Origin of the sequence: Pantoea sp. PNA 14-12, from assembly GCF_004364735.1 — a bacterium.
In the GTDB taxonomy this organism is placed as follows: Bacteria; Pseudomonadota; Gammaproteobacteria; order Enterobacterales; family Enterobacteriaceae; genus Pantoea; species Pantoea stewartii.
Genome location: NZ_SOAJ01000001.1, coordinates 1175859 through 1188802, shown reverse-complemented (window position 1 = coordinate 1188802; position 12944 = coordinate 1175859). Strand labels below are relative to the sequence as shown.

Below are 12944 nucleotides of genomic sequence, written 5' to 3'. Positions count from 1 at the left end.
ATATGCAGGCCCGCATTAAGCATCGGCTTCTGGATCATAGCAGACGGTGCTTATGATAAAACGCACTAATAAACAGATTCAGGCTTTTATGCTGAAAAAGTTTCCTGCATAAAAAAGTAAAAGGGCCTGAGTCAGCCCTTAATTAAATGAAACGCTGTTAACGTAAAGATCAGAAACTCTGCCAGTTGTTTTCATCTGCTGCTGCAACGGCAGGACCTGAACGAAAAGACGATGGCGCGTGTGAAGAAGTTACCACCTTGCTGCGGACCACCGCAGGGACGTGTGAAACCGGTTTAAGGGTAAAGTTATTGACCAACTGGTTCAGTGATGCGGCCTGCTCCATCAGCGAATTTGAGGCAGCCGAGGCTTCTTCAACCAGCGCGGCGTTCTGCTGAGTGACATCATCCATCTGGTTAACGGCCTGATGCACCTGGCTGATCCCCTGTGACTGCTCACTGGCGGCCACAGAGATTTCATCCACAAGATCGGTAACCTGCCTGACGGCATCATTCATGCGTGACATGTTACTGCCAACACCCTCAGCCTGTTCGGAGCCTGCCTGGACAAAACTCATAGACGATTCGATCAGCTCTTTAATTTCACGGGCTGAAGAGGATGACCGCTGTGCAAGATTACGGACTTCACCTGCCACCACGGCAAATCCGCGCCCCTGCTCCCCTGCCCGAGCCGCTTCAACAGCGGCGTTGAGGGCAAGAATATTGGTCTGGAAGGCAATACCTTCAATCAGCGCAATGATGTCAGTAATTTTTGCGGAACTGTCTTTGATATCGCCCATCGTCAACAGCAGTGTGCGGACACGGCCTGCGCTGTCTTCTGAAATGTCCTGTGCATTTTTGGCCAGCTGGCTGGCAAGCCGTGTGTTTTCTGCGGTCTGACGGACGGTTTCACTGAGTTCAGACATGCTTGCTGCTGTCTGCTCAAGCGACGCGGCCTGCTCCTCCGTGCGCGAAGACAGATCTTCGTTGCCGGCCGAAATCTGCGCCGATGCTGAACTGACAGACTGAGCCGACGCTTCAACCTTAGAAAGTGAGTCTGACACATTCTCAATCAGATGGTTAAAGGCGCTGGCGGTCAGGCCAATTTCATCCCGGCGACTCACATCTGCACGCAGCGTCAGGTCAAGGCGTTCACTGGCGGTTTCCATTACATGACGCATGCCGTTCAACTGACGTTTGATGCCAAAAATGGTTCTGAGGGCGAAGAATGCGAGAATGATAATGGCTATGGCAGAACCGCCGATGAGGCTCCACACTGTTACGTTATAAGTGTGATCATTTTGTTTGCGCAGCGCATTACCAATGTCTACGTTGAGTTTCAGCTGTTTCTGAAAACCGGCATTGAGCTGACGCGCAGCGGCACCAATGCCGTCGTTACCCTGAAGGGAGCCGAGTGAAGCCGCATCATTTTGTGCACGAGAGGCGACCAGAAAAGCCGGTAAAGTGTCCTCAACTTTTTTGATAGCGGCAAACGAATTTTCCGTTAACTGACGGTCCTCATCGCTTGAAATATCATTCTTCAGATAATACTGGTTGAGCGACTTAATCTGGCTAATCGCCCCCTCGATTTCCTTTTCCAGCACAGCCTGACGGCGCGGATCTGTCGCACTCTGGTGGCGGTAAAGTGAGATGACAAGCGCATTACTGCTGTCGACCATTTTCCCGATGTCCAGAATGGACGGAACCGTATTTTCCTGAACATAGTTAAAGCGGGACTGAAAGCCGCCCGCCACCAGCACTGCAACGATAACCATTGTCACCAGGGCAGCAGAAAGGAGTGAAAAGGTAAAGAGTAAACGCTGTGTAATGGTCATGTTATTTCCTGCCATAAAGGGATTCTGATGACTGATGAATATCAGTACTAACTCAAACATTCAGACGATTTATCGGCGGGAGAAAAATATCATTTAATAAAAATGATCAGAGAATGACCTATTACTGTGACAGGTGATGAAAACAAAGTTGGGCCGGGGACATAAACAGCACGTTCAACATGGTTCAGATTCGGTGAGTAAAAGCCTGAGGCAGACATGACAAATGGCACTTTTCACACTACGCGAAGTATAAATTATACGACGCATATGTCTTTATGTTCGCTCCAGTTGTTGCGACAGGTTTAACCTTACATCGGCAGGATGGCGTCCTTATTTACAGTAGAAACTGTTGTATTTGCATCCACTTCTGGCAGGCAGCGGAACAGCGCGGTAACGGCGCAGTTTTCGGCTGACGCGATCAGCCCTGAGCGCGAGGTCTGATGCGCAGGGACATGTTTACGTTGCCTGTATGCCCATGATCGTCCTGTGACGCACCTGCGGGTCACGGCTGTACGTTCATTTCGACTTTCCTGTACGATGCGAGTGGCCTGGTGGGTTCGACAGGCTCTTCCCCCGCTCGATATCGATGCGGGCCCGGTATGTCAGCGCAACACGGCGTCGTTGAGAGGACAGGAATGAAAAGCCCCCACTGTCGCTTCAGGTTTTCAGTTCACACGCTCTGTAGACAGGCTGTTTTCCGCCCTTTTTACGGATTGTTCACGATGTTCCTCCTTGCGGTTCTTTGCCTGACGTCCGCGTTATCGCGCGCTGCCGATCTGCCGGACGGCTTTGCAAAAGGCGTGACGGGCGGTAGCGGTGGCGCGGTTGTTCATCCCATCCGCACTGATGATGTGGTGAAGGCGTTGTGCGCCACCTATGACCGACACGGAAACTGTACGGATGATCGTCCCCGGATCATCGCTCTGGATCATACCGTCGATTTTCGTGGAACGGTCATGGTCAACGGCAAAGCCACGACCACGGAAAGGGGTTGCATGGCAAATGCCTGCCCAGGAGGCGGTGGCCAATTGGCGCGCAACGGTGCCAACCAGTTTTGTCAGGGCAAAGCGCCGGTTTCGGTGACCTATGATAATGCCGGTTTAGACCGTCTTAAGGTGGGATCAAATAAGACGCTGATTGGTGTAGGGGCACATGCGGGGATTCAGGGCATCGGGCTTTACGTCGGTGGCGGCGTTCACAACGTGATTATCCGCAATCTGACACTGTCAGATATCAATCCGCAGCTGGTCTGGGGAGGGGATGCCCTTACCGTTGATAATGCGGAGGGTGTGTGGATTGATCACAATACTTTCGCCCGCATTGGCCGACAGATGATTGTCACGGGCTGGGGCTCCGCGTCCCATGTCACGCTTTCCGATAACGAATTTGACGGCAGAACACCCTATTCCGCGACCTGCGACGGCCACCATTACTGGGTCTGGCTGTTTCTGGGGCAGCATGACACATTAACGGTCGCGCGCAATTATGTTCATGATACCTCCGGGCGTGCCCCGCATGCCGGTGGGATGGGCAATGCTAGTGTCCTGGCGCAGCTGGTTAACAATGTCTTTGTCAATCTGACGTATCAGGGCGCGATAATGTCCAGAACACCCTCTTCGCGTCTGCTGGTGGAAGGTAACGCCTTTGAGAATGTGGCTCATCCGCTGTTTAACGACATCAGGCAGCCCGGTAATGCCTTCGCGCTTTTTGATACGAACGCCGCCGCTGGGGAAAACGCCTGTCTGAAAAATCTGGGCAGGCGCTGTGTCAGTAATCTGCAAACCCAGAGCGGCACCGACTATCGCCCACAAGATATCACGGTCCTGGAGGCTTTCAGATACGATCGTGCCTGGCTCGTCTCGCCTGTTTCCGCAGAGGTGGCCAGCGTCCAGGTGCCCCGTGAAGCTGGCGTGGGCCATATTCACAGTCCGGTGCGGTAAGTTTTTAATGTGAGGGTTTCCCCGATGGCACGTTTATTGTTGCGCATTTTTGTCTTCTGTCTGTTCAGCAGGCTGGGCGTTGCCAGTGCCTTCGGCGTGACACACTCCGGCAACACTCTGGTGGTGGATACCGGTGCCGATCTGGTGTTTAGCATCGATGACCGCAACGGTGATCTGACATCAATGCGGTTTCATGGCAGTGAGCTGGCATCACCAGAGCACAAGGTCTCACAAGTCGCCTCCGGACTGGGGCACGCGCAGGTTGCAGTGAAAACGGCAGGCGATGTCATTGTCATCAGTGCGCAGGCGGGGGAACTTATCCACTACTACATCGCCAAAAAAGGCCGTAATGCCCTGTATATGGCGACCTACGCGCCCGCGCTTCTGCCGGTCGGGGAACTGCGTTTCGTGACGCGTCTGGATGTCAAAAAATTCCCAAAGGCCGACTGGGGCAACGATTCAAACGTCGGAAAAGCGATTGAAGGCAACGACGTCTTTTTGTTGCCTGACGGACGGACCAGTTCCAAGTTTTACTCCGCCCGTCCCATGATTGATGACGATCTGCACGGCGTCCACGGTCCGGGCGTAGCGGTCTTTATGCTGACGGGCAATCATGAGCTCAGTTCGGGTGGCCCGTTCTTTAAGGACATCGCGACGCAAAAAACGCAGATGACACACGAGCTGTACAACTATATGTATTCCAGTCATACCCAGACAGAACCGTTTCGACCGGGGTTGCATGGTATCTATGGGCTGTTGTTTACGACCGGAGAGAAGCCCCCCGCCACGTTAAACGATGTGGGATTTATTCATGCGTCACTGGGGCTGAAAGGGTTTGTCGATCAGACTGAACGCGGCACGCTGTCAGGTGTGGTGACAGGAATGAGCGATCGTCCTGCCGCCGTTGTCGGCCTGCGAAACGCCAGCGCCGAATACTGGACGCGCGTGGACAGCCAGGGGCGTTTTACACTGACGGGCGTGCGTCAGGGGCACTATCAGATAACGCTGTACGATAAGGAACGAGAAGTCGCGCAACGTACAGCAGATATCCAGGCCGGCAGACAAGCTCAGATTGCGTTAGCCGCCCAGACCTTACCGGGTCAGGTTATTTGGCAGACGGGTTCACCGGATGGCACTCCGTCGGGGTTTCGTAACGCCCGCTTGATGATGTCCGCTCACCCGTCCGATCGGCGTATGTCGCCCTGGACAGCCGCTGATTACCTTGTGGGAACCGCATCAGAAAGCGATTTTCCTGCCGCGCAGTGGCGGGATATTAACTCGCCAACCCGCATCCGTTTCATGCTGTCCCGTCACGATGTGCATGATTTAACTTTACGGATTTTTATTACTCTGGCGCAGTCTGGAGGACGCCCTCAGGTCAGCGTCAATCAACGCTGGACCGCGCCGATTCCGCCGGCTTCTGGCCAGCCTGCGAGTCGGGGGATCACCCGCGGCACTTTCCGGGGCAATAATGCGCTTTTTACTTTTGTCCTGCCGGCTTCCGCCCTGCAGGCAGGAATTAACACACTGGATATTAATGTGGCCTCGGGGCAAAAAGGCACAGGATTTCTGAGCCCAGGCTTCGTCTATGACAGTATTCAGTTAGTACGATGAGCGGCGCGTTATCAGACCTGAAAAGGCGGAGAAAACGCTGTCTCCATCGCGGTCAGGTTCCCCAGTGACGGCGCACAACAGCCTTGATGACAGGATGTGTTTCTGCCTCTTCCAGCGAAGCACAGAAAGCGGGTCTGGTGCGGCTGAGATGCGCACGCGCATTGCTCCAGCGGCTCACGACACAGGCCAGCATTTCAAGCGCGCTGGGGTTAGCAGGCTGCCATGCGCGCGTGTCAAAAAAGAGATCGCTGAACATGTCCCACTGGTCATAGAGTTTTTTGACCGCCCCCTCGGCCAGCTGCTTACGCTGATCCGGCGAGCCCATATCCAGCCATCTTTCCGGGTAATCAATGATGCCGATGGCGGCATAACAGTTTGCACTTATATACACCAGCCCCCGTAATTGCTGAGCACGAACGTTGGCGTCAGTTGAAAGGATGCCGGCATCAGGACAGGCCATACCAAGATAAATCATGATGGCTGCGCTTTCAGTCAGCACGGCCCCGTCAGGCAGGATGAGCGTGGGGATCTGGACCAGCGGATTCAACCGCTTTAAGGTTTCAAACCCACTGTCTTTGTGCCATGAACTCGCCTCAACCGTTGTGTATTCCGCCCCGGCCAAACTGAGCGCCATCTCAATCGCGGCGGCGCCCGAACGTGCGCTTCCATAGAGTGTGTACATATAAGATACCCTGTATGCGTTAATCCCGCGCCCTGAGGCGAGCCTGCATACATATTACCAGCAGTGATGACGTTCATCAGGGTGGCACCAGAAGCAGCATAACTCCCTGCTACAGATGAGAATAAAGGCGGTATTGAGTAATCGCGTAATAAGCATTGGACAAAATCAGGCACGTTATCGACGCGAAAAGAATTACATCATGTCTTAAACAGGTTTCTTTTTTGAAATAACAGCGCGTGTTTTGATGTTGCTCAGCGTCTTCATATACGCCATTGATGACGAAACACGGTCATATTTATCACTCTTCTCGTGGCGTTATCTGTCACTTCCTTAATAAAAAGAAAGTGACAGCGAATTCCCCGCTCCTCGTTACAGACTGGATCAGGCACGTCCGTGACAGAAATCCCCTTCTGCTTGCGCCAGGACGTTGTATGCAGGGGTCGGCGTTAATGGGCATAATGTCCAAAAAACTGAATCAGTGCCCTGGCCGTCGCTTCAGGTTGCTCTTCCGGCTGAAAATGGCCGCAATCCGCCAGCCGCTGGCTGTGAATATCGTCCCCATACGCTTTCAGGGTGGCGGCCATATCCGCAATAGAGCCCTGATCGGCTGACAGCCCCAGTACCGGCATCGTCAGGCGTGTTTGCTGTGCAAGCGCAGCATTCTGTGCTGCTGACTGTGACAGGGCGCGGTAAAACGCCAGTCCTGCGCGCAATCCACCAGGGGCTTTGAGCAGGCGTTCATATTCGTTAATTTCCGTCTCGCCGTAACAACGGTGGTCGGCCGCTTTCTCCCGAAAGAACCATTCCAGATAAATGCGCTCACGCCCCGCCAGTAAGGCTTCGGGAAGATCCGCGACGGCATTGAAGGCAAAGTGCCAGGTCTTCCAGGATTGACGGGAATCTGTGGGCAACGTATCCGGCAGCGATATGCCGGGAATACCGGCGTCCATCAGGGTCAGCGCCCGGATCTCCTCGCCGTAAAGCATCGCATAAGTAAAGGCGACCCAAGCACCGACGTCGTGTCCAGCCAGAAAATACCGGCCTAATGCTAGCGATGCGACGAAGGCGTGCAGTCGGGTGGCAACCGTTTGAGTATCGTAGCCCGCAAGCGGTTTATCGGTATCGCCCTGGCCGGGTAAGTCGATGGCCACAATGCGAAAGTGCGCCATCAGACCGGGCATAACCTTTCGCCAGGCAAACCAGCTTTCAGGGAAACCGGCCAGCAATACCAGCGGAAAGCCATCCGGTCGGCCACCGGTGACATAATGAAAACGCAACCCTTCCACACGTGCAAAGCAGTGACGAAAACCGTCGGGCGCATCAGGGATCACAGAAGCAGACATAACCTGTTCCTCTTGTCATACGATCACTCGTCGGCAACCGACAGGTGCGTGAATGAAAATAAATCCGATGGGCGGACTCGTGCGATTTTCTGGTGAACCAACCTGACCGGCAGTCGCCCGCACAATCGAGATCACCGCCCCGTTTTCGTACGCAGCTTCCTGAGCGGCCAGCATTATCGGCCTGTTCATTTCGTGTGACCTGAACCGTTCATTAACTCGGTCAGCAACGGACTCAACGTCGGGAAACGGCTCGGCAGTACGCTGTCAGGTCCGCAGAGTACGGGATCGAAGCCGGCTTCCAGTCGGAAGAACACCTCGTCGCGAGCGTTGGATGTACGCCAGTATTTTCAGCGTCCGGCCGATAGATCGGTATCGTGCGTAAGAATCGATGCTTTACCTACTCCTCGCATTCCCTGGTGAAGCGCCAGAAAGCTCTCTGCCGCAGCGGTTTCATTCGCCGTTGCCGCCACAGAGCCGTCCTGTTCGCCCGCTTCTGTCAGGGCCTAGAGTTAGGAAATGATCATTTCCTATATAAATCTGCAGCGGTTATCATGTCAAGCTCAATGCTTCACTTCATAACACGCTAGCTGAGGTACCTGGCGACAACGCGAGGCGGGCTGAATACGAGCCGTAACAGGGATGTCAGGATGGCGCATTCCGTCGTTCCAAGGCCATCCCGTTATTCTGCACCCTTATCTGAGGTCTGTTTAGGAACGGTATAACCAGGAAACATACGAAATTGTCAAGGCGAATTATAATTTAATCGCTTTGACAGGCATCATTAAATGTTGCCGGGGAAAGATACACAGCAAAATTCACTTTTATAACGAGAACAAAATGAAAATTTCAACCCGTCTGACTGCAGGTTTCGGTCTGCTTATCCTTCTGTTTATTATCTGCACAGGCACGGCGCTCAATGCCCTTCATAAAGCCCGGGCAAGCATGGATATCGTCGTGAATATCAAGATGAAAAAATATCAGCTTGCGCAGGATATGCTGGGGGAGTTAAGGGAGATGGCTATTGATGTCAGAACGCTTGGCCTGCTTAGCGATCCGGTTGCTATGAAACCCGTCGCTGCGCAGATGGAAAAAAATAAAGCTGACTTCATTGCCAATCGTCAGGCGCTGGGCGATCTGTTGCAGATTGACTCGCTTCCGCCGGGTCGCGCGGCCTTTAAAAGACTGACCGATACCGAGAGCGAGTTCTTCAGCATCTTCGCCAAAGCCAGTCAGCTTGGGCTGGCCAACCGTGATAAAGAATTTTTCGAGTGCCTGACAAAAGAGGTACAACCTGTCCAGGATAAAATGCTGAAAGATCTGCTGGTCGTCACTAACATTCAGCAGAAAACCAGTCTGGCCGAGGTGCAGCAAAACAGCGCGGCTACCGCCCAGGATACCCTTTTTCTTTTGCTGCTCGCCGGGGCTTCGGTGCTGGTGGGCGTGGGTGCCTGCGTCGTGGTGATCCGCATCCTCATGCGTCAACTGGGCGGTGAGCCCGCCCAGGCCCAGGCACTGGCTGCGACCATTGCGGCTGGCGACCTGACCTCGCCTGTCGTGCTTCGTCGTAATGATACCACCAGCCTGCTGGCCTCGCTCGACAGTATGCAGGCGAACCTGCGCGGGCTGGTCTCGCAGATCAAGGATGCCTCGGCTTCCGTTTCTCTGGCGGCTGATGAGATTGACCAGGGTAACACCGAACTCTCATCCCGCACCGAGCAACAGGCCGCCGCCCTGCAGGAAACCGCCGCCAGCATGGAGCAACTTACCGCAACGGTGAAGAGCAACTCGGCGGGTGCGCAGCAGACAGCCGACGCAGCACGGGGGACGGCGAAACTGGCGCGCGAGGGGGAATCTGATATGCAACGCATGACACATACCATGCATGACATTTCGGTCAGCGCCACCAAAGTGCGTGATATTACCTCTGTGATCGAGAGCATCGCCTTTCAAACCAATATTCTGGCCCTCAATGCCGCAGTAGAAGCGGCGCGCGCGGGTGAGGAAGGGCGCGGTTTCGCGGTAGTTGCAGGCGAAGTACGCACGCTGGCACAGCGCAGCGCCACGGCCGCGCGGGATATTAAAATCCTGATTGAACAGGCCGTAACACAGGTAGAAAGCGGCGTGAACGTAGCCTCTTCCACCGGACAAAGCATTTTGAAAATTGTGGGAATGGTCGGCGAACTCGCGGAGGCGATGGATAACATCTCTCTGGCCTCTTCAGAGCAGATGCAGGGTATTTCGCAGATCAGCGTGGCGGTGAGCCAGATGGACGGTGTGACGCAGAGCAACGCCGCGCTGGTTGAAGAGTCTTCTACGGCCTCGCGTTCGCTTTCTGAACAGGCGCATGCCCTGCGCGGCATGGTGGAGGCGTTCCGTGTCTGAGCCCCATCCGCAGCCTGATGCGCCAGAGAACGATCCGCTTAACATCGCGAAGATAAGTGCGCTGAAGGCCGATATTGATGTCATTTTTATTCAGCTCAGGCACGGTGGCTACGCCAGTATGGACACCTTTGCCAATAACTGGGCGCATCTGATACGTCGGGTTCAGGACATAAAGCCCCTGCTGAGTCGGCCCGGCGTCACCGAAACGTTGCTGCGCACGGATGTGCGGCTGACGGCAGATCTGATGGCGATCAGTTATGCCGTAGAAATCATTGAAAATTTCATGGCCTGCGCCGCACAGCAGGCGAAAGACGGGAAAGACCGACAGGGATAAACGATGGCGCGGACGCTCAGGGGGGCCGCGCGATTGCCTTCAGCCTGCATGCAACAGAGCATGGCCCGCCGCGTTTTTCAGGCGGGATTTTTTTTACCTGAATCAGGTGCTGATTTCGGCTGTGAATCCCCTTTTCAACGGCACTTTCGTGTTGGTCGGGCGAAGAGCCTGTCAACTGAATATTCCTTCACGCCTTATGCTGACCCTACTCCGCCAGGCAGGCATTGTGATGCAGACGAGCCAGCCAGGCTTTTGGGGCTACGCAGCCCTGTTATTTAAGTTTCCCGACTGAGTTTATTAAGCTCAGACATCGCCTGACGAACCAGCCAGAAGCCAGGGGAATAAAACGCCCGACCGAGTTTTTCAGCCACGGCTGGCGTAACGGTCAGCGTGCCGCGCAGGAGGAACCGGGCCTCATGCATCTGCAGCCCGGAACGGCGGCAGAGCTGCTCTACGCTCATATTGTATTCGGCTAACAAAGACGCCAGAAAGCGTCCGACTGAATGCTCGTCCATAAAGCCTCACTTCTTCCATGGTTTCCCCCGAGCATAAAACACTCATCAGCCCTGTTCAATACGCATGCAATATCTTATTGGGATAAGCGAAACGCTAAACGAGGGCGCGTAAACGGGCAGATTCCCCTGCTCCGCAGGCTTCACACCGCCTGATAAAAAGCGGCAGGATTTAGCCGGATAAAGGCGTTTGCTTTATAAAGACGGGCTCATTGTGGCCCCGCCCCCTCAGCGGCAGAACACAGACCAATACATATGTCGGCGTTATGCTAAATAAAGACGCTGAACGCATCGGCTTCTGTATAGGCCAGCTGCGAAGCCCGACGTTCCGGCCTGGCAGCAAGATAGCTGGCCACCAGATTAAAACCCAGGGTATAGCCCAGCCAGCGCGGCATATCGCCGGCGCCATAAAACCATTTGCTGTGATCGTAATCGGTGCACAGCCAGTCCTGATGCAGTTGTGGAAGATAAGCGTGAATCAGTTCGGCGTTGATGCATTCCCACAGTTCAGGTTCTCCGCCAAAAAGCTCAAGCACGAAATGCCCGGCCAGCCCTTCAGAAACACACGCTTCGCCCAAGGTGGTGCCATAGCCGGGACCTGCCCACCGCGAGGCATGATGAAGTTCATGCGCGAACATCCGTTCAAGCGAATGTGCCGCATTTTGGCAGAATGCAGGATTGTCAGGATCAACCGTCACATACACGATCCCGGGTTCGGGGCAAAATCTGCTATGCCCTTTTTCCGGAACAACTCTGTTTCCCGTTTTAACCACCACATCCAGTGCCGGGAGAGACATAAGGCTATCCGCACGTCTGTGCGTCGCCGTCAGGCAGTCCTTAATCCAGTCACTGTGTGCGGTGAGTGTCTTTTGCGCATCCAGAAAGTGCAGCATCATATAAGACATCGTCTTACCCCACCCAGCCCGTCAGGAAATGACACTATTCTGTCAGATCTTATTGTGCTGAAAAAACTGTCGCCCCGCGCCTGCATCGCGCACAGGGTGGGTTTTCATTTGTGTGCCTGCCTCTGGCTTAGTGGGCCTCGCTCACACCGGGTTTACGGTCACAACCAGAGGCGGAATTTGAATCTATTTTCCCTGTGCGGAAACGTGTTTTTGACGTTGATAAGCTGCTGACCGGCTTTACATGCATCCTGAGTCTGGAGGACAGCAGCCTGTGCCCTTCCCGTAGAAAGGTGCTGACTTTATCGCCTCTTTCCTTTACGACGTCAACGCGTAAGGAAAACAGGCTGACTCCTGGGAGTTTTATCGTTTCCCGTTAAGAACGGGCAGCACACAATCAGCATCACGTCCCGCTTACCGCGCTGCCGCGTTTAACGCTTTATGGCAAAAATGCAGCCGGCGAGAAAACATCACCGGGGCGTTTCTCAGCCAAAAAACTTTAATTAAATTTATATTAACCACTTCACCTTCCAGGCCGCCAAGATGTCACCATGCTGTACAAAGGGGGCTTAATCCAACGTCTCGCTTGGCTTAAATACACAACAAAAAGAAAAAAGATATCAGCTCCGCTTCTCTGCAACCGCCTAAAACATAAAAAAAATTGCTGGATAAATCCGAAACTCCACTATACTGACCAGTGCACTTGTTATCTCCCTACATGGCTGTACACAGAAAATTCCCTGTCGTCAGCCTCCCTGTAAGCTTCAGGAGAACGAAATGAAAAAGAGTAAGATGTTAACTGGCCTGCTGGCCGTTTCAGCTGCCGTCGCGATGTTCAGCAGCGTGAGCGTGCAGGCGCAGACACCAACGAGCGCGGCGCAGAGCACCACAGCTGGACAAACAGGGACAAAGCTTAGTTCCGGTGACGAAAAAGCAATCAAAGACATGGCGCAGGCAAATATCAATGAAATCGCTGCCGCTAAAATCGCGCTGAGTAAGGCTGAAAGCAGCGAAACCAAAGCCTTCGCGCAGAAAATGATCGATGATCACACCAGTGCCTTGACCAAAGTGCAGACCGTCGCCCAGCAAAAAGGGGTTACGCTGCCGACCGCGCCTGATGCTAAACATAAAGCCATGGCCACTAAACTGGAAAAACAGAGCGGCAAGGCTTTTGACAAGATGTATATGGAAAATGCCGGCGTCAAAGACCACAAGATGGTGTTGTCGACGCTGGAAAGTGACGCGAAAAAGATAAAAGATCCCGATGTGAAGGCGCTGGCAGACGCCCATACTCCGGTTGTTGAGCAGCACCTGAAGTCCGCCCAGGACGCGTCAATGTAAGGCTCTGTGCCAGCCATCAACTAAACAGGTTGTCCGGTGAACCTTTGTCATGCCGCCCGGGCA

Annotated in this window: 10 protein-coding genes; 5 read left to right on the top strand and 5 right to left on the bottom strand. The window is 54.0% G+C overall.

Features of this window, described 5'->3' with window-relative positions; genetic code table 11:
* Positions 1-169: 169 nt before the first annotated feature.
* Positions 170-1831, bottom strand: a complete 1662-nt coding sequence (locus C7434_RS05670) for a methyl-accepting chemotaxis protein (RefSeq protein ID WP_033741433.1) — start codon at positions 1829-1831, stop codon at positions 170-172.
* A 722-nt stretch (positions 1832-2553) separates the two neighbouring features.
* On the opposite strand from C7434_RS05670, the gene C7434_RS05665 reads away from it, so the two are divergent.
* The gene (locus C7434_RS05665) at positions 2554-3771 is read left to right on the top strand and encodes a polysaccharide lyase family 1 protein (RefSeq protein WP_133745224.1); all 1218 of its coding nucleotides are present in this window, start codon (positions 2554-2556) and stop codon (positions 3769-3771) included.
* A gap of 24 nt (positions 3772-3795) precedes the next feature.
* Positions 3796-5385 (top strand): rhamnogalacturonan lyase B N-terminal domain-containing protein, encoded by a 1590-nt coding sequence (locus C7434_RS05660; RefSeq protein WP_033741429.1) that lies wholly within the window; start codon positions 3796-3798, stop codon positions 5383-5385.
* A 52-nt stretch (positions 5386-5437) separates the two neighbouring features.
* Here C7434_RS05660 and C7434_RS05655 read toward each other — a convergent pair whose 3' ends face one another.
* The gene (locus C7434_RS05655) at positions 5438-6067 is read right to left on the bottom strand and encodes a glutathione S-transferase (RefSeq protein WP_033741426.1); all 630 of its coding nucleotides are present in this window, start codon (positions 6065-6067) and stop codon (positions 5438-5440) included.
* 446 nt (positions 6068-6513) lie between these two features.
* A complete protein-coding gene (locus C7434_RS05650; protein WP_033741423.1) occupies positions 6514-7410 on the bottom strand; it encodes an alpha/beta hydrolase in 897 nt (298 codons plus the stop codon).
* Between the two features lie 837 nt (positions 7411-8247).
* Here C7434_RS05650 and C7434_RS05645 point away from each other — a divergent pair.
* The gene (locus tag C7434_RS05645; protein WP_033741419.1) at positions 8248-9792 is read left to right on the top strand and encodes a methyl-accepting chemotaxis protein; all 1545 of its coding nucleotides are present in this window, start codon (positions 8248-8250) and stop codon (positions 9790-9792) included.
* Positions 9785-10126, top strand: coding sequence for a hypothetical protein (locus tag C7434_RS05640; protein WP_235318765.1), 342 nt, complete (start codon positions 9785-9787; stop codon positions 10124-10126). Before C7434_RS05645 ends, C7434_RS05640 begins: the two co-directional genes overlap by 8 nt.
* Positions 10127-10401: 275 nt before the next feature.
* On the opposite strand, the gene C7434_RS05635 is transcribed toward C7434_RS05640, so the two are convergent.
* The gene (locus C7434_RS05635; RefSeq protein WP_033741417.1) at positions 10402-10641 is read right to left on the bottom strand and encodes an XRE family transcriptional regulator; all 240 of its coding nucleotides are present in this window, start codon (positions 10639-10641) and stop codon (positions 10402-10404) included.
* A gap of 266 nt (positions 10642-10907) precedes the next feature.
* Positions 10908-11543 (bottom strand): DUF2268 domain-containing putative Zn-dependent protease, encoded by a 636-nt coding sequence (locus tag C7434_RS05630; protein WP_033741416.1) that lies wholly within the window; start codon positions 11541-11543, stop codon positions 10908-10910.
* Positions 11544-12317: 774 nt separating this feature from the next.
* On the opposite strand from C7434_RS05630, the gene C7434_RS05625 reads away from it, so the two are divergent.
* A complete protein-coding gene (locus C7434_RS05625) occupies positions 12318-12881 on the top strand; it encodes a DUF4142 domain-containing protein (RefSeq protein ID WP_033741414.1) in 564 nt (187 codons plus the stop codon).
* The last annotated feature ends 63 nt before the right edge of the window (positions 12882-12944 follow it).

Excerpts from the sequence above, each read along its gene's own strand:
- C7434_RS05670 (WP_033741433.1), bottom strand. The coding sequence starts at position 1,831 with ATGACCATTACACAGCGTTTACTCTTTACCTTTTCACTCCTTTCTGCT.
- C7434_RS05660 (WP_033741429.1), top strand. The coding sequence starts at position 3,796 with ATGGCACGTTTATTGTTGCGCATTTTTGTCTTCTGTCTGTTCAGCAGG.
- C7434_RS05665 (WP_133745224.1), top strand. The coding sequence starts at position 2,554 with ATGTTCCTCCTTGCGGTTCTTTGCCTGACGTCCGCGTTATCGCGCGCT.
- C7434_RS05645 (WP_033741419.1), top strand. The coding sequence starts at position 8,248 with ATGAAAATTTCAACCCGTCTGACTGCAGGTTTCGGTCTGCTTATCCTT.
- C7434_RS05630 (WP_033741416.1), bottom strand. The coding sequence starts at position 11,543 with ATGTCTTATATGATGCTGCACTTTCTGGATGCGCAAAAGACACTCACC.
- C7434_RS05625 (WP_033741414.1), top strand. The coding sequence starts at position 12,318 with ATGAAAAAGAGTAAGATGTTAACTGGCCTGCTGGCCGTTTCAGCTGCC.
- C7434_RS05650 (WP_033741423.1), bottom strand. The coding sequence starts at position 7,410 with ATGTCTGCTTCTGTGATCCCTGATGCGCCCGACGGTTTTCGTCACTGC.
- C7434_RS05635 (WP_033741417.1), bottom strand. The coding sequence starts at position 10,641 with ATGGACGAGCATTCAGTCGGACGCTTTCTGGCGTCTTTGTTAGCCGAA.
- C7434_RS05655 (WP_033741426.1), bottom strand. The coding sequence starts at position 6,067 with ATGTACACACTCTATGGAAGCGCACGTTCGGGCGCCGCCGCGATTGAG.